The sequence below is a fragment of the Comamonas sp. A7-5 genome, assembly GCF_039581385.1.
Classification (GTDB): domain Bacteria; phylum Pseudomonadota; class Gammaproteobacteria; order Burkholderiales; family Burkholderiaceae_C; genus Comamonas; species Comamonas thiooxydans.
The window spans coordinates 449,978-465,728 of the sequence record NZ_JBCPWO010000004.1 but is presented as its reverse complement, the minus strand read 5'-3'; the positions used below and the strand labels follow the sequence as shown (position 1 = coordinate 465,728).

At 63.7% G+C, this 15,751-nt stretch carries 14 protein-coding genes and 1 riboswitch; of the genes, 4 read left to right on the top strand and 10 right to left on the bottom strand.

Annotation, left to right across the window (positions count from 1 at the left end):
- Positions 1-18 precede the first annotated feature (18 nt).
- Positions 19-1,123 (bottom strand): peptide chain release factor 2 gene (gene prfB / locus AAIL67_RS10250; RefSeq protein WP_100086375.1). Its coding sequence is split into 2 segments (ribosomal slippage): positions 19-1,041 and positions 1,043-1,123, totalling 1,104 coding nucleotides; the frame shifts between segments, so codons are not numbered across the junction.
- 295 nt (positions 1,124-1,418) lie between these two features.
- Here prfB and AAIL67_RS10245 point away from each other — a divergent pair.
- Complete coding sequence (locus tag AAIL67_RS10245; protein WP_343483922.1) at positions 1,419-3,197, top strand: methyl-accepting chemotaxis protein; 1,779 nt, start codon at positions 1,419-1,421, stop codon at positions 3,195-3,197.
- Positions 3,198-3,455: 258 nt separating this feature from the next.
- Here AAIL67_RS10245 and AAIL67_RS10240 read toward each other — a convergent pair whose 3' ends face one another.
- From AAIL67_RS10240 to AAIL67_RS10210, 7 genes are all read right to left on the bottom strand, one after another.
- On the bottom strand, positions 3,456-4,730 hold the full coding sequence (locus tag AAIL67_RS10240; protein ID WP_034358531.1) for an acyl-CoA dehydrogenase family protein: 1,275 nt from the start codon (positions 4,728-4,730) through the stop codon (positions 3,456-3,458).
- Positions 4,731-4,782: 52 nt separating this feature from the next.
- Entirely contained in the window at positions 4,783-5,868 is a 1,086-nt protein-coding gene (locus AAIL67_RS10235) for a phosphotransferase (protein ID WP_343483920.1), read from the bottom strand.
- Between the two features lie 254 nt (positions 5,869-6,122).
- Entirely contained in the window at positions 6,123-6,842 is a 720-nt protein-coding gene (locus AAIL67_RS10230; RefSeq protein WP_034349335.1) for a Crp/Fnr family transcriptional regulator, read from the bottom strand.
- Positions 6,843-7,167: 325 nt separating this feature from the next.
- Positions 7,168-8,109 carry a thiamine phosphate synthase gene (thiE, locus tag AAIL67_RS10225; RefSeq protein WP_343483918.1) on the bottom strand — a complete coding sequence of 314 codons (942 nt, stop codon included), beginning with the start codon at positions 8,107-8,109 and terminating at the stop codon, positions 7,168-7,170.
- A gap of 10 nt (positions 8,110-8,119) precedes the next feature.
- Positions 8,120-8,923, bottom strand: coding sequence for a thiazole synthase (locus tag AAIL67_RS10220; protein WP_003061258.1), 804 nt, complete (start codon positions 8,921-8,923; stop codon positions 8,120-8,122).
- A 159-nt stretch (positions 8,924-9,082) separates the two neighbouring features.
- The gene (gene thiS / locus AAIL67_RS10215; protein ID WP_343483917.1) at positions 9,083-9,280 is read right to left on the bottom strand and encodes a sulfur carrier protein ThiS; all 198 of its coding nucleotides are present in this window, start codon (positions 9,278-9,280) and stop codon (positions 9,083-9,085) included.
- 105 nt (positions 9,281-9,385) lie between these two features.
- Complete coding sequence (locus AAIL67_RS10210) at positions 9,386-10,480, bottom strand: FAD-dependent oxidoreductase (protein WP_343483916.1); 1,095 nt, start codon at positions 10,478-10,480, stop codon at positions 9,386-9,388.
- Positions 10,481-10,543: 63 nt separating this feature from the next.
- Positions 10,544-10,705, bottom strand: a riboswitch (TPP riboswitch).
- A gap of 65 nt (positions 10,706-10,770) precedes the next feature.
- Here AAIL67_RS10210 and thiD point away from each other — a divergent pair.
- On the top strand, positions 10,771-11,643 hold the full coding sequence (gene thiD, locus AAIL67_RS10205) for a bifunctional hydroxymethylpyrimidine kinase/phosphomethylpyrimidine kinase (RefSeq protein WP_343483915.1): 873 nt from the start codon (positions 10,771-10,773) through the stop codon (positions 11,641-11,643).
- Between the two features lie 65 nt (positions 11,644-11,708).
- On the opposite strand, the gene AAIL67_RS10200 is transcribed toward thiD, so the two are convergent.
- Positions 11,709-12,182 carry an SH3 domain-containing protein gene (locus AAIL67_RS10200; RefSeq protein WP_034358521.1) on the bottom strand — a complete coding sequence of 158 codons (474 nt, stop codon included), beginning with the start codon at positions 12,180-12,182 and terminating at the stop codon, positions 11,709-11,711.
- A 123-nt stretch (positions 12,183-12,305) separates the two neighbouring features.
- Between AAIL67_RS10200 and AAIL67_RS10195 the strand changes: the two genes are divergently transcribed.
- Positions 12,306-13,073, top strand: coding sequence for an ankyrin repeat domain-containing protein (locus AAIL67_RS10195; RefSeq protein WP_343483913.1), 768 nt, complete (start codon positions 12,306-12,308; stop codon positions 13,071-13,073).
- A 65-nt stretch (positions 13,074-13,138) separates the two neighbouring features.
- Here the strand turns inward: AAIL67_RS10195 and AAIL67_RS10190 are convergent, their stop codons facing one another.
- Complete coding sequence (locus tag AAIL67_RS10190) at positions 13,139-14,431, bottom strand: cytosine permease (RefSeq protein ID WP_343483912.1); 1,293 nt, start codon at positions 14,429-14,431, stop codon at positions 13,139-13,141.
- Between the two features lie 406 nt (positions 14,432-14,837).
- Between AAIL67_RS10190 and AAIL67_RS10185 the strand changes: the two genes are divergently transcribed.
- Positions 14,838-15,734, top strand: coding sequence for a hypothetical protein (locus AAIL67_RS10185; RefSeq protein ID WP_343483911.1), 897 nt, complete (start codon positions 14,838-14,840; stop codon positions 15,732-15,734).
- Positions 15,735-15,751 lie beyond the last annotated feature (17 nt).

Sequence of the window (15,751 nt, the reverse complement as noted above, 5' to 3'; positions counted from 1 at the left end):
ATCGATTCCTTTCTAGGATCAGAGGCCTTGCTTGAGCGAGGCTTCGATAAACACATCCAGGTCACCGTCCAGCACCTTCTGGGTGGCCGAGACTTCAACGTTGGTGCGCAAGTCCTTGATGCGGCTGTTGTCCAGCACATAGGAGCGGATCTGGTGACCCCAGCCCACATCGGTCTTGGTGTCCTCGAGCTTTTGCTGCTCTTCCATGCGCTTGCGCATCTCGAAGTCGTACAGCCTGGAGCGCAGGCGCTGCCATGCTACGTCACGGTTGCTATGCTGCGAGCGGCCGTCCTGGCACTGCACCACGATGCCCGTGGGGATGTGGGTCAGGCGCACGGCCGAATCGGTCTTGTTGATGTGCTGACCGCCGGCGCCCGAGGCGCGGTAGGTGTCGGTGCGCACATCCGACGGATTGATGTTGATCTCGATGGAGTCATCGATCTCGGGGTAGACGAACAGCGAGGAAAAGCTGGTGTGACGGCCGCCCGAGCTGTCGAAGGGCGACTTGCGCACCAGACGGTGCACGCCGGTTTCGGTGCGCAGCAGGCCGTAGGCATACTCGCCTTCGACCTTGATGGTGGCACTCTTGATGCCGGCTACGTCGCCCGGAGTCTCTTCTTCGACCGTGGCCTTGAAGCCCTTGCGTTCGGCGTACTTCAGGTACTGGCGCAGCAGCATGCTGGCCCAGTCGCAGGCTTCGGTGCCGCCGGCGCCGGCCTGGATGTCGATGAAGCAGTTGAGCGGATCGGCTTCGCCGCCGAACATGCGGCGGAACTCGAGCTCCTCGATCAGCGGCTTGAGCTTGGCGGTTTCGGCTTCGATGGTTTCAAGGCCGGCATCATCGCCTTCTTCCTTGCTCATCTCGAACAGCTCGGAATTGTCGGCCAGCTCGGTGGTGAGCTTCTCCAGGGTCAGCACGACGGAGTCGAGCGACTTCTTTTCCTTGCCCAGTTCCTGTGCCTTCTTGGGGTCGTTCCAGACGGCAGGGTCTTCCAGCGAGGCGTTTACCGTGCGCAGGCGTTCGTACTTGGCATCGTAGTCAAAGATACCTCCGGAGATCTGCCGTGCGCTCGGCCAGATCTTGGAGGGTGTTGCCGATAGAGTTGACGCGTTCTGCTTCCATGGTGAATCCGTTGTTCTTGCTGATAAATAAGGGCTGATTTTCTCATGCCGGACGGCTGTAAGGATGCAATGGCCTTCGACAGGGTTTTTGAGTGCTTCATCGGGGTGTCTTTTTGAGCCCCGCTATGCCCCTGATACCACCATCGGTTTTATTCATGGATGTCGTTACTTGAAGTAACAAATACTGAATAGAATTCGCAGGCACGCGCAGTGTGTACGCGCTTTTCAGGCAGTTTCCCCTATTCCCCATCTCGCAGGTGCCAGACCTTGCAGGTCGCCCAGGCGCCCAATTCCCCATGAACTTCTTTCGCAACCTCAAGCTGGCCAACAAGCTGCTGGTGTCTTTTGTGCTGATCCTGCTGATCAGTGCGGTATCGGGCCTGTACGGCCTGGTCCAGATGGAGCGTGTCAATGCCACGGCCACCGATCTGGCGCGCCAGTGGCTGCCGGCGGCCCGCAATCTGCAGGACATGCGTTATCAGCTTCAGCGCTATCGCTCGCAGACCATGCAGCATGTGATGGCGCAGTCGTCCGAGGAAATGGCGGTCTATGACAAGAGCATGCCCAAGCTCTGGGACGAGCTGGTCCAGAACCAGCAGTCGTATGCCAAGTACGTGAGAACCGACAAGGAGCGAGCCCTGCTGGCCGAAATCGGCGAGGAGCTCAAGGCCTATGCCGTGCAGACGGCCAAGGTGGTGGATCTGTCGCATCAGCTGCTCAACGATGACGCCAGCGAAATCTTGCGCGGCGAGTCGCTCAAGATCAGCCGCGGCATCAATACACGTCTGGATGCTCTCAGCGAGATCAACCATCAGGCGACCGAGGAAACCAATCAGGCCGGCGATGACCTGTATGCAGCTGCCCGCTGGTGGGTGATGGCGCTGCTGCTGGGCTCCATCGTCATCGGCGTGGCGCTGGCGGTGCTGATCGCACGCTCCATCTCGCGTCCTTTGCAGTCGGCCGTTCAGCTGGCCCAGTCCGTGGCTGCGGGCGATCTGAGTGCCAGCATCACTGTGCAAAGCCGCGATGAAGTGGGCCAGCTGCTGCAGGCGCTCAAGGACATGAATACAAGCCTGCAGCGTATCGTGGGTCAGGTGCGCCAGGGCACGGACTCGATTGCCTCGGCCAGCAGCCAGATTGCCAGTGGCAACCAGGATCTGTCCTCGCGCACCGAAGAGCAGGCCAGCTCGCTGGAGCAGACGGCGGCCTCGATGGAAGAGCTGACCGCCACCGTGCAGCAGAACGCCGGCAATGCCCAGCAGGCCAATCAGATGGCGTCTGCCGCATCGCAGGTGGCCGTGCGCGGCGGTGCCACCGTGGCCCAGGTGGTGCAGACCATGTCGGCCATCAACGAGTCCTCGCGCAAGATCGTGGACATCATCGGCGTGATCGACTCCATTGCCTTCCAGACCAATATCCTGGCGCTGAACGCGGCGGTGGAAGCGGCCCGTGCGGGTGACCAGGGCCGTGGCTTTGCCGTGGTGGCCTCCGAAGTGCGCACCCTGGCCCAGCGCTCGGCCGAGGCGGCCAAGCAGATCAAGCAGCTGATCGACGACTCCGTGAGCAAGGTGCAGGAAGGCAGCACTCAGGTCGACGAGGCCGGCAAGACCATGGACGAGATCGTGATGAGCGTGCGCCGCGTCACCGACATCATGGGCGAGATCTCGGTGGCCAGCCACCAGCAGACCTCGGGCATCGAGCAGGTCACCCAGGCCGTGACACAGATGGATCAGATGACCCAGCAGAACGCCGCCCTGGTGGAGGAGGCTGCAGCCGCGACCGACGCGCTGCGCAGTCAGGCCGCCGCGCTGGCCGAGACGGTGAGCTTCTTCAAGCTCGGCGCCCAGTCCGGTCTGCAAGCCACGCCAGCCCTGGCGCCTGCGGCGCTCAAGTCCGCGCCTGCCAGGGCTGCGATCAAGGCTGCGGCCCCGCTCAAGGCCCCGTCGCCTGCGCTCAAGCGCCCTGCGATGTCGGCGGCGAGCAAGCCGCCGGTCCTGAGCTCCGCGAAAAGCGCAGCAGCGCCCCAGCCGCAAAAGGCAGCAACGGCAGACGATGGCGAGTGGGAGAGCTTCTAAGTCCGGTACAGGCGTGCGGTGCCGGGCCTGGTGCCGTTAGCTATTTTGCTATTGATTAAGAAGCTTCTATCGTATGTATTCATTGAATTTCAATATGTTTTGTATCTGAAATCCTTTGATATAAGGCGGTATAAGCTTCTTTGTTGATAGCGAGTAACAAGCCTGCCTTCGAAACAAAAACACCCCGCAGCCGTGGCTGACGGGGTGTTTTTGTTTCCGGGGAGCAGGAGCGGCGTGATCCGCTCCTGCCGCCTCGCATCAGCCGCCGCGCGTGATGGGCACTTCGGCGTTCTTGCCGTAGCTGCCGTATTTGCCCAGCTCCCATTTGGCGATCGCGTTGCGGTGCACCTCGTCGGGGCCGTCGGCAAAGCGCAGCGTGCGTGCCGCAGCATAGGCATAGGCCAGCGGGAAGTCGTCGCACATGCCGCCGCCGCCGTGGACCTGCATGGCCCAGTCTATGACCTGGCAGGCCATGCTGGGGGCGACGACCTTGATCATGGCGATCTCGGTCCTGGCCACCTTGTTGCCGGCCACATCCATCAGCCAGGCGGCCTTGAGCGTCAGCAGGCGCGCCATGTCGATCTTGCAGCGCGCTTCGGCAATGCGCTCCTGCGTCACGGTCTGCTGGGCCACGCTCTTGCCGAAGGCCACGCGGCTGCTGGCGCGCTTGCACATCAGCTCCAGCGCACGCTCGGCCAGGCCGATCAGGCGCATGCAGTGGTGAATGCGGCCCGGGCCCAGGCGGCCCTGGGCGATCTCGAAGCCGCGCCCTTCGCCCAGCAAGATATTGCCGACGGGAACGCGCACGTTCTCGAAATACATCTCCATATGGCCGTGGGGCGCATCGTCATAGCCCATCACGTTCAGCGGGCGCTCGATGCGTATGCCCTTGGCATCGGCCGGGATGATGATCATGCTCTGCTGCGAATGCTTGGCCGCTTCGGGGTCGGTCTTACCCATGGTGATGAAGACCTGGCAGCGAGGATCGCCGGCACCCGAGATCCACCACTTGTGGCCGTTGATCACGTATTCGTCGCCCTGGCGCTCGATGCGCGTGCAGATATTGGTGGCGTCGGAGGAGGCGACTTCGGGCTCGGTCATGGCGAAGGCCGAGCGGATCTTGCCTTCCAGCAAGGGCTTGAGCCAGCGCTCCTTGAGCTCGGCACTGCCGTAGCGGGCAATGGTCTCCATATTGCCGGTGTCCGGCGCGGAGCAGTTGAAGACTTCGGAAGCCCATGGCACACGGCCCATGATTTCGGCCAGTGGAGCGTATTCCTGATTGGTCAGGCCCGCGCCGTGGTAGCCCGAGGCTTCGGCGCTGTCCACGGGCAGAAACAGATTCCATAGGCCCGCGGCCTGGGCCTTGGGCTTGAGCTTTTCAATGGTTTGCAGCGGCGTCCAGCGCTTGCCGGCGGCCGTGTTGGCCTGCATCTCCTCGGCATACTCCTTTTCCGCCGGGTAGATGTGTTCGTCCATGAACTTGAGCAGGCGTTGCTGCAAGTCCTTGGTTTTGGGCGAGTAGTCGAAGTCCATGAGTGCTCCTTTTGTTGTGGGACGGTCAAGTTGCGTGGTGGTGGATAAAAAGTCAGGCGCGCTGAGCGAAGGACCAGGCCAGCTCCGCCATGGGGCGGGCGGTGTCGCCCGAGGCCTTGGCCTGGGCGCTGGAGGCCGTGCCGGCCTCGACGCGCTTGGCAATGCCTTGCAGGATGGCCGCGATGCGGAACATGTTGTAGGCCAGGTAGAAGTTCCAGTCGCGCTGCAGCGTGGCCACATCGGCAATGCCGGTGCGCTGGCAGTAGCGCTGGATGTAATCGTGCTCGGCAGGGATGCCCAGGCCTGCGATGTCCAGCCCCGCGATGCCGCGGCCCAGCTCGGCCGGTATATGCCAGCTCATGCAGTGGTAGCTGAAGTCGGCCAGCGGATGCCCCAGCGTGGACAGCTCCCAGTCCAGCACGGCAATCACGCGCGGCTCGGTGGGGTGGAACATCAGGTTGTCCAGGCGGTAGTCGCCATGCACGATGGAGACGCGGCCTTCGTCGCGCGCACTGGCCGGCATATGGGCGGGCAGCCACTCCATCAGCTTGTCCATCTCGGGAATCGGCTGGGTGACGGAGGCCACATACTGCTTGCTCCAGCGACCGATCTGGCGCTCGAAGTAATTGCCGCTCTTGCCGTAGTCGGCCAGGCCGCGCTCGGCAAACTTCACGCTGTGCAGGGCTGCGATCACTCGGTTCATCTCGTCGTAGATCTGGCCGCGCTCGGCAGGCGTCATGCCGGGCAGGGACTGGTCCCAGAGCACGCGACCCTCCATGAACTCCATGATGTAGAAGGCGCGGCCGATGACGGATTCATCCTCGCACAGCGCATACATATGCGGCACGGGCACATCGGTGCCGGCCAGGCCCTTCATGACGCGGTATTCGCGCTCGATCGCATGGGCCGAAGGCAGCAGCTTGGCCACGGGACCGGGCTTGGCGCGCATCACATAGCTCTGGCCGGGCGTGATCAGCTTGTAGGTGGGGTTGGACTGGCCGCCCTTGAACATTTCCACCTGCAGCGGGCCCTCAAAGCCCTGGACATGCCGGCTCATCCAGTCGGTCATGGCATTGGTATCAAACGCATGCTGATCGGAAACCGCGCGGGTGCCGACGAAATGCTCATAAGTGCTCATGCTGTCTCAGTCCTTTGTTCGATTTGTGATGGGCAAGGCGCAGCCCGCCACGCTGCACAAAAGTGCAGCGAGCGAATGCGTGAAAGGGGGAGAGTTGCCGCAGCACGCGGCAAGAGAGAAACGAAGGTGAAAACTGGCGCGATACCCGCCAGAGATGCCGAGCAAGAGCCGCCTCGCGGCGATGGCATCGTCCCCCTCCCGCAAGCGCAGCGAAGCGAGAGAGGGGGAAGCGGCAAAGCCGCTCAGGGGGTGAATCAGTGGTCGGTGTCTGCAATACGCAGCAGCGTCACCCGGTCGCGCACGATGAGGCCACCCGGTTCGATGCGAATCACTTCCTCGCGCTCCATGGATTTGAGTTCCTGGTTCACGCGCTGGCGCGAGGCGCCCAGCAACTGCGCCAGCTCCTCCTGCGCCAGATGCAGGCCGATGCGGATCTCGTTGCTGTCCGACAGGCTCATCACGCCATAGCTGCGCGTCAGGTGCAACAGCTGCTTGGCCAGGCGCGCGCGCAGCGGCAAGGTGTTGAGGTCTTCCACCAGACCGTAGAGCTGACGTACTCGGCGTGCATTGAGGCGCAAGATCGCTTCGGAAAACTCCACATGCTCTGCCAGAATGCGCTTGAAGTCCGCCTTGGATACGCACAGCAGCGTGGTCTCGCCATGGGCATAGGCATCGTGCGTGCGCTTGTCGCCATCCAGAATCGCCACATCCCCGAACCAGATGCCCGGCTCCACATAGGTCAGCGTGATCTGCTTGCCCGTGATGGAGGTGGAGCTGACCCGCACCGCGCCACGTGCACAGGCAATCCACTCCTCGGGCGGTTCGCCGCGAGCGCAGATGAGCATGCCATCTTTGTATCGTTTGACGTAAGCGCATCGAAGAATGTCGTGCCGCAAAGAGGGCGAAAGGGATGAAAACCAGCGACCAGAGTTGATCGCCTCACGTTCTTCCATACTAAGAATTGGCTCGTCCATGTTCTGTCTTATGCGTGACTGGTAACCGCCCCATTGTCGCGTGTGGGACCGGCTGTGCCGCAACTGCGGGACTCAGGGTTGTCACCTGTGTGTCCGCTTCTAACGCGAAGAGGGCTTGCGCCGATCAAGAAAACCCAGCAGTCATGCGGGCTGCGGCGCGACGGAAAACAAAAATGCCCGCGGGCTGCGGGCATTCAGTCTTGTCATCTGCGGTATTTCATGCGCCGAGTTTTTCAGGCGCGATGGATCTGTGGCTTTAAGTGAAAATAGCTGGTAGCTCTTATCTTTCAAGCGCTCCAAGCTATTGAATTAGTAGTGCGTGGATTCACGCAGCAGCTTGCATGCGCGCCAGCAGATGCTTGGCCGCAGCTTCCGGATCGGGGGCGTTGACCAGGGCGCGTACCACGGCCACCGAGCCCACGCCCGTGGCACGCACGGCGGGGAACAGGTCCTCGGAAATGCCGCCAATCGCCACCAGCGGGTATTGCTGCATCAGCCGCACATAGGCCGCCAGCCGCGCCAGTCCTTGCGGGGCTGTCGCCATCTTCTTGAGCGTGGTGGGAAAGACCGCGCCCAGGGCGATATAGCTGGGCTGGACCGCATGGGCGCGCACCATCTCGGCGTAGCCATGGGTGGAGACGCCCAGGCGTGTGCCCGAGCTACGGATGGTCTGCAGATCGCGCTGGCCGATCACGTCCAGATCTTCCTGGCCCACATGGATGCCGTAGGCGCCTGCGTCCAGCGCGGCCTGCCAGTGGTCGTTGATGAACAGGCGTGCCTGCGTGCCCTTGACGGCATCAACAGCGGCCTTGACCTCTTGTGCAACGGCGGCCCTGTCGCCGGACTTGAAACGCAGCTGCACCGTGGGCACACCCGCGCGGGCCATGCGGCCCACCCATTCGGCCGTGGGCAGCACGCCATACAGGCCCAGCTCGCGCGGACAATGGGCAAAAGCCAGTGCCGGGTCGGCCTTGCCGAGACCGAAGTCGCGTGGGGCGTCGGGCCAGTGGGTGACATCGAACTGGTTGGTGCGTTCGCTCTGGCACTGCCAGGCCTGGGCCAGTGTTTGTGCATCCACGGCGATAAAGCCCAGCTGGCTGCAGGCTTCCAGCGCAGCCAGATAGGCGGGCTCCTGGCGCAGCGCGGGCGGCACGGGCTGGGGCGTCAGCTCGACCGAGTTGGCATCGTGGTGCAACTGGGCGCCAAAATTGGCACTGTGCTGGTGGATGATGGCTTGCGCCAGGGCCTTGATTTCTGCGGAGTCCATGGGCCGGCCTTTATTCCTGATGCCAGAAAGGGGTGCCCAGCACGGGCGTGCTGGGCTGGGCGGCGTTCTGCTCCGCCATGGCGCCAGCGCGCCAGGCGGCGTGACCGGCATTGACGGCATCGGAGAAGGCTCCGGCCATGGCCACGGGATCTTCGGACAGGGCCACGGCGGTGTTCAGCAGCACGGCGTCATAACCCCATTCCATCACGGTGCAGGCATGGGAGGGACGGCCCAGGCCGGCATCGACGATCAGCGGCACCTTCAGGCGCTCGCGCAGCATCTGCATGGCATAGGGGTTGATGGGGCCGCGGCCGGTGCCTATGGGCGCAGCCCAGGGCATGACGGCTTGGCAGCCCACGTCGACCAGTTTCTGGCACAGCACCAGGTCGTAGGTGGTGTAGGGCAGGACCTGGAAGCCGTCCTTGATGAGGATGGAGGCAGCTTCCACCAGATTGAGCGTGTCGGGCTGCAGCGTGTAGTCGTCGCCGATCAGCTCCAGCTTGATCCAGGGTGTGTCGAAGACTTCACGCGCCATCTGGGCCGTGGTCACGGCTTCCTGGATGGTCATGCAGCCTGCCGTGTTGGGCAGCACGGGCACATTGAGCTTGCGCAGCAGCTCCCAGAAGCTGGCGCCGGTCTCGGCCGCATTGCTGCCCTGGCGGCGCAGCGAGGCCGTGACCATGGCGGGCCTGGAACGCTCCACAGCCGCTTCGAGAATCGCCGGCGAGGGATAGCGCGAGGTGCCCAGCAGCAAGCGGCTTTCAAAACGTTGGCCGTAGAGAACCAGGGTGTCGTCGGTGGTTTTTGTATTCATGATTTATCTATATCTCTTGTCTTTGTACCGCAATGGGCGTGAAGCCCAGTGAGCCTCAAACAGGCATGTGCCAAGTCAGTGACACCGAGCAAGAGCCGTCTCGCCGCGAGGGTGTCGTCCCCTGGGGGAAGGCGCGAAGCGACTCAGGGGGATTCATTTCTAGCCGCCTGTCACCGGAGAGATGACTTCCATCCTGTCGCCCTCGTTGAGCGGATGGTCGGCGTACTGCGTCTTGGGCACAAACACCGTGTTGACCGCCACGGCAAACGGGGGCTTGGCCTGCATCTGCGCCAGCGCATCGGCCACGGTGGCATGGGCTTGCAGCTCGGTGGCTTGCTGATTGAGGGTGATCTTCATGGCATGAAACGGAAAATAAAGCGGGTGCTAAGTTAAACCTCTGCACGGCGGCGCTTGCGTGCGCAGGGGGTGCAAGTGCTGTGCGCCAAAGTTCGGGCTCGCGGCTCAGCTGCGATGCACGGCGACATCGAACTCGCGCGCCAGCGGCGAGTCGTTGTGGTCCACAAGCTCCAGCACCACGTCGAGCATGGCGGGCGAGATCATGAAGCCGTGGCGGTAGAGGCCGTTGACTTCCATGACGCGCGGCGTCAGCAGGCGCACGGCGGGCAGATTATCGGGCAGGGTGGGGCGGCACTGGGTGGCGATCTCCACAATCCGGCCTTCGGCAAAGCCGGGGTGCACGGTATAGGCCGCGCTCAGCAGCTCCAGCGTGGAGCGCACGCTGGCCGGCGACATATCGTCGGACTCGATCTCGGTGGCGCCGATCACGAACAGATGATCTTCCTTGGGCGCGATATAGATGGGGTAGCGCGGATGGATCAGGCGTGTGGGGCGCTGCAGCGTGACTTCGGGCGCATGGATGCGCACCACCTCGCCGCGAATGCCGCGCAGTTGCTTCCACTGGCTGCGGGCCCCCAGGCCGCGGCAGTCGAACACGAAGTCGGGCTGGCCGGCTTCGCCGGGACGGAAGTCGCCGACCTCGCGCGGGCTGTCCCAGTGCAGCTGCACGCCCAGGGCGCTGAGCTTGTCGACCAGCGCCGTCAGCAGCTGACGGTTGTCGAGCTGGCCTTCGCCGGGCAGATAGACGGCCTGGTTGAAGCGTCCCTGCAGCGCGGGCTCGCAGTCCTGCAGTGCCGCGCCGGTCTTCTCCTGCATGGCCGGCAGGCTGGGGTTGATGCGCCGGTTTTTCTCCAGCAGGCCGAAAAAGCGTGCCGCATCGCCCTGATCCTGGCGGTGCCAGAGAATCAGCGTGCCGTTTTGCTGCAGAAACACATGCTGCTCGAGCTGAGCTATCAGCTCGGGCCAGCGCTTGAGCCCATGCTGGCCCATGCGCACCACGCCGGGCTCGGTAATGGCCGACTCGGCCAGCGGCGCCAGCATGGCGGCTGCCACGCGCGCCGCAGCACCATCGCCTTGCGGGCCATGGGCGTCATAGAGGTCGATGGCGTGACCGCGCTGGGCCAGGGCCAGAGCCAGCAGACGGCCCATGAGGCCGCCGCCGAGAATTGCGATCTTTGAAGAAGCTTGTAGCAATGACATGTGCAAATCGTTTTCCATCCGGACACAGGAACAGGGCCATGTGCAGGACAAAACGCGGCATGCCTTGCGGCTTGTGAAACTCCCCACGCCAGCATGACCTGGATCGGGTGCAGGGGGCACAGGGCACGGATGGTGCTCTGGTGCGCAGCCCGTGGCTGGCGCAGCCCCAGGGTGTTTCTCAGTCCGCACAGGCTGCTTGCCTGCGGGACACCCCTGTTTCGTCCGTTGGACATTACAGCACAACCGCAAACAGCACGCATTGACCATGCGCATGGGCGATAATTTTTGCCATGACAGTGATTGCTTCTTCCTCCATCTCCGGCGCCGCAAAAAAGCGCTATGCACGCGTGCTCTCCATAGCCGGCTCGGACAGCGGCGGTGGCGCCGGCATCCAGGCCGACCTCAAGACCTGTGCGGCTCTGGGCTGCTACGGCATGACGGCGATCACGGCCATCACCGTGCAGAACACGCTGGGTGTGACGGGTATTCACGGCATTCCGCTCGATACCGTGCGCGGCCAGATCGATGCCGTTGTGCAGGACATAGGCGTCGATGCCGTCAAGATCGGCATGCTGGCAACCCCCGATGTGGTGAGCGTGGTGGCGGATGCGATCCGTCGCCACGGTATCAGGAACGTGGTGCTGGACCCCGTGATGGTGGCCACCAGTGGTGACCGCCTGATCGTTCCCGAGACGGCACAGGCGCTGGTCCAGGAGCTGTTCCCGCTGGCGACGGTGATTACCCCCAATCTGGATGAAGCAGCTTTGCTGCTGGGTCGCAACATCGACGGCATTGCAGCGCTGGATGCGGCCGTGGCCGATCTGCTGGCCATGGGCGCGCCGGCCGTATTGCTCAAGGGCGGGCATCTGAGCGGCGATCTGGTCATGGATGTGCTGGGCCGGCAAGGCCAGCAGGTCGGCGACTATCTGCGCCTGCAGTCGCAGCGCATCGTCACCCATAACGGCCATGGCACGGGCTGCACGCTGTCGTCGGCGATTGCCTCCTTCCTGGCTCAGGGGCTGGCGCTGGAGGCCGCAGTGACCGAGGCGCGCCGCTATATTCTGGGCGCCATCGAGGCGGGAGCCGAGGTCTATACCGGCCAGGGTCACGGCCCCCTCAATCATGGCTATGCGCCGCGTGCACAGCTGATCGTCGAAGGCTGATTACGGCGCCCGCAAAAAAGGCCTGCTGCTGCAGGCCTTTGCTTTGGGTGTTCGTGTTGCAGGGCTTACCAGCCCCAGACCAGATTCTTGGCCACCCAGCCGCTCTGGCCGTTGCTGCGCTGCACCTGGGCCCAGCTACCTTGCTTTTTCAGAGTCTGCAGCACCTCATGCTGCTCCAGCTTGCCCACGCGCTTGTGCTTCTGGCCGGGGCCGGAGCGCAGATTGGCCGTGCGCGCCGTCACCACCATATGCGGGCTCTTGCTGGTCAGCGGGGCGTGGACCCAGCCCAGCGTGGACTCGTAGTCCTTCACGCGCAGCCACTGCCCCTTGCGCTGGGTGACTTGCAGCGGATAGCCCTTGCTCAGTTCCCAGAGGGTTGCGGAGCGGGTGTTGGGCTGCTCGCGCACATTCACGGTCTTGCCCTTGATACTGACAAATTCCTGGGCTTGTGCGAGGGCCGGCAGCAGGCCGGCGGTGAGCGCACCCAGCGCGATCAGGCTTGAAGTGGCGGCGGTGCGGATCCAGCGGTTGCAAGGCACGGGGCAGATTCTCCTTTTATCGATTGAAAACAGGCTGTAACCCCCATCGGACTTGCGTGGCTAGCTATAGTTCCTGTAGAAAGCTGACAGGGGCTGAACACCCGACAGCCATAAAGGAATGCCATGAACCAGCCAACCAGCGCCCATGGGCGTGCCTCGTTGACCACCCGATTGACGCTTGCATTGACGGCTCTGGCCGCCGCGACCCTGCTCACGGCCTGCCAGAGTAGGGCATCGGCGACTGCAGCGGCTGCAACACCTGCCGCCGCTGCGGCGCCAAAAGCCGGGGATCCTCAGATGCTGGGCCAGCAATTGCTGGCCGCTGCCGCGCAGGGCGATGCCGTGGCGGTGCGCAATCTGCTGGCTGGCAACGCGCCTGTCGACGTGCAGGACGCCCGGGGCAATACCCCATTGCTGCTGGCCACGGCGGCCAACCATATCGAGGTGGCGCGATCGCTGCTGATGCACGGTGCCAGCCCCAATATCCAGAACCAGATGCAGGACAGCGCCTATCTGCTGGCCGGTGCGCAGGGCCGGCTGGAGATTGTGCGTATGACGATTTCCTATGGCGCCGATCTCAAGAGCACCAACCGCTATGGCGGCACGGCCCTGATTCCGGCTTGCGAGCGCGGCCATCTGGAAACGGCCCAGGCGCTGATCGCCGCCGGCGTGAATGTGAACCATGTCAACCGGCTGGGCTGGACCTGCCTGATGGAAGCCGTGGTGCTCAGCGACGGCGGGCCGCGCCATCAGGCCATCATTCGGGCCTTGATCGACGCGAAGGCGGATCTGAATCTGCCTGACAAGGATGGGGTGACGGCCCTGGCCCATGCACGCCAGCGCGGGCAGAAGGCCGTGGTTCATATGCTGCAGGCGGCGGGCGCCAAGTAAGAACAGAGGAGATGGCTGCAGAGCCTTTCTACCGCGCGTGTGATGCTATTGCCTTTGAGTTTCAGTCAGGCAGCAACGGAGCGAGGCTGCAGCTGGCGTGTGGCGAGAGCCACCACAAAAGTCAGCGCCAGCGTGGGCAGGGCCGAGCCCAGGGCCGTGCTCACATAGGGCAGCAGGTGATAGAAGGCAATGCCCAGCACCCAGATGGCCACGGCATCCCAGCGCATGGCGGGCGCTTTTTGCATCAGTTGCACGGCATCGGTGCCAAAGGCCAGGCGACCCAGCATCACGCCGAACAGCGGCACAAAGCAGGAGCTGAGCAACAGCAAAAACGGCTCCAGACTGTGCATGGGCAGCACCATGGCCAGTGCCGTGCACAGGGCCGCGATCAGCAGGCCCCAGCGGCGAATGCTCCAGCCAGGTTGCAGGCTGTGGGCCGACATGGCGCCCGAGTAGGCATCGCCATAGGCATTGTCCACCTCGTCGATCAGAATCAGCGACAGGGCAATCAGCCCGCCCTGGGCCAGCAGCAGGGCCGTGACCAGGTCTTCGCTGGGCAGGGTCAGGGCCACCAGCACGCCCAGGGAGTAGCACCAGATATTGGCCAGGGCAAAGCCGGTCCAGGCACCCGTCAGCGCGGACTTGCCGCTTTTGCCGTGGCGCGCATAGTCGGCCACCAGCGGCAGCCAGCTGATGGGCATGGCGATCACCAGATCGACGGCGCCGAGCATGCTCATGCCGCCTGCACCTTCGCGGGCCAGCAAGGTCCCGAGGCCCGTGACGCCGGCCATTTTGAGGAATTGCCAGCTCAGCCACAGCAGCGAGGCAATCACCAGCGGCAAGGCTACGCGCGAGATGATGCGGCGCACCAGGGTGGTCATGGAGCCGCTCATCAGCAGCAGGATCACGCCACCCCAGAGCAGAGTGGCCAGCCAGGGCCAATAGGCAGCGCCCATGATGCCGCTTTGTTTGCCCAGCGCCACGGTGGCGTCACGCATCACCACCAGCTCGAAACTGCCCCAGCCCAGCAGCTGGATGATGTTGAGCACGATAGGCAGTCGTGCGAAGTGGCGGCCGTAGACGCTGTGCATCAGCCCTGCACTGGACAGGCCGCTGTCGCAGCCCAGCTTGCCCACCCAACCCAGCAGACCGGCACCGATCAGCGAGCCGATGGCTATCGCGATCAGCGCATGTAGCGGGCTGAGCGCGGGCAGCAGATAGGCGCCCATCTGCATGACCAGCAGGCCTACGCCCAGGCTGAACCACAGCGAGGCATGGTCGCGCCAGGCAAAGACGCGCTCCTTAGCCGTCACCGGGGCCAGGGCCCGATTGGCCGATGTGGAAGAAGATGAATTCATGAATGCTCCGCCAGAAAAACGAAGCAGGGGGCCGCATGGTTTGCGCGGCGAGCCAGCAAAGACATGGCCAGTCGCGGTCTGACACCTTGGACAGCTTCCCTGCGCGAGGATGATCTCGGGCAAGCGGTGGTCAAGACACCGCTTGCGCAATCAGGTTCAAAGGGACTCTCTCAGCCCTGACCGGTCTTGGTCAGGACACCCCCAGCATTGCTGCCTGCCTTGGGCTGCAGCGAGCGCGATTGTGCCAGACATGCAGCGGCGGGGGCAGAACTGCAGCGCAAAGCTGTGTTGCAAATGCTTGCAAATCAGAGTGCCTGTCTTGACCCCGTTGCGTCTGCTGCTGCGTTTCAGCCTCCGACAAGTTTGTTTCACGCCGCTGTGGCTGTACCTTGAGGAGGCCTTGTCCATGTTGTCTGTCCATATCGAACCCCCGGTTCCAGGTTTCTTGCTGTCGCGCGGCCGTTTGCTGCGCGCTTCTCTGCTCTGCGCTGTCGCGATGGTGGCCGCCGCGCCGGCCTCGGCCTGGACGCGCGGCAACCACAAGCTGGCCCAGGTCAGCATCATCGAACGTGCCACGGGCCGGGTACTGCCCCAGTACAGTCACGAGGGAGAGCTGTGGGTGGTGGGCCGCCCCGGTGCCAACTATGCGGTGCGCATCCGCAACCTCGAGAGCCGCCGCATCATGGGCGTCATCAGCGTCGACGGGGTCAATGCCATCAATGGCCGCACGGCGAGCTCTCGCGCCGAAGGCGGCTATGTGCTGGATGCGGGCGACAGCTATGACGTGCGGGGCTGGCGCAAGAGCAATGACAACGTGGCCGCGTTCTATTTCTCCGAAAGCGATATGTCCTATGCCGCCAGAACCGGCAGGCCGCAGGATGTGGGCGTGATCGGGGTCGCACTGTACCGTGAAAAGCTGCCAGAGCCTGCTGCCTATCAGGGGCCGCTCCATGAGCCGCAAGCGCAGGCCAGTGCCTCGGCGGCTGAATCTGCTGCGGCGGATGTCGCCGTGCCGCAGGCCGCCAGCAAGAGCCGCAGCGCCGAGCGCCGGGCACCATCGGCCTCGCCGGCCCCCTCGCTAGGCACGGGCCATGGCGCGGTGGAGCGCTCGCAAGTCACCCAGGTGGAGTTCGAGGCCGATACAGACCAGCCCCGGCAGATGGTGCGCATTCGTTACGACAGCTATGCCAATCTGGTCGCCAGAGGCGTGATTCGCGAGCCTCGTCCACGGCCGCCGCAGCCGCGCGTGCCCAATCCCTTTCCTGGCGACAATGGTTTTGTCCCGGACCCGCCGCGCAACTGAGCAAAGTGGGCTGCGGA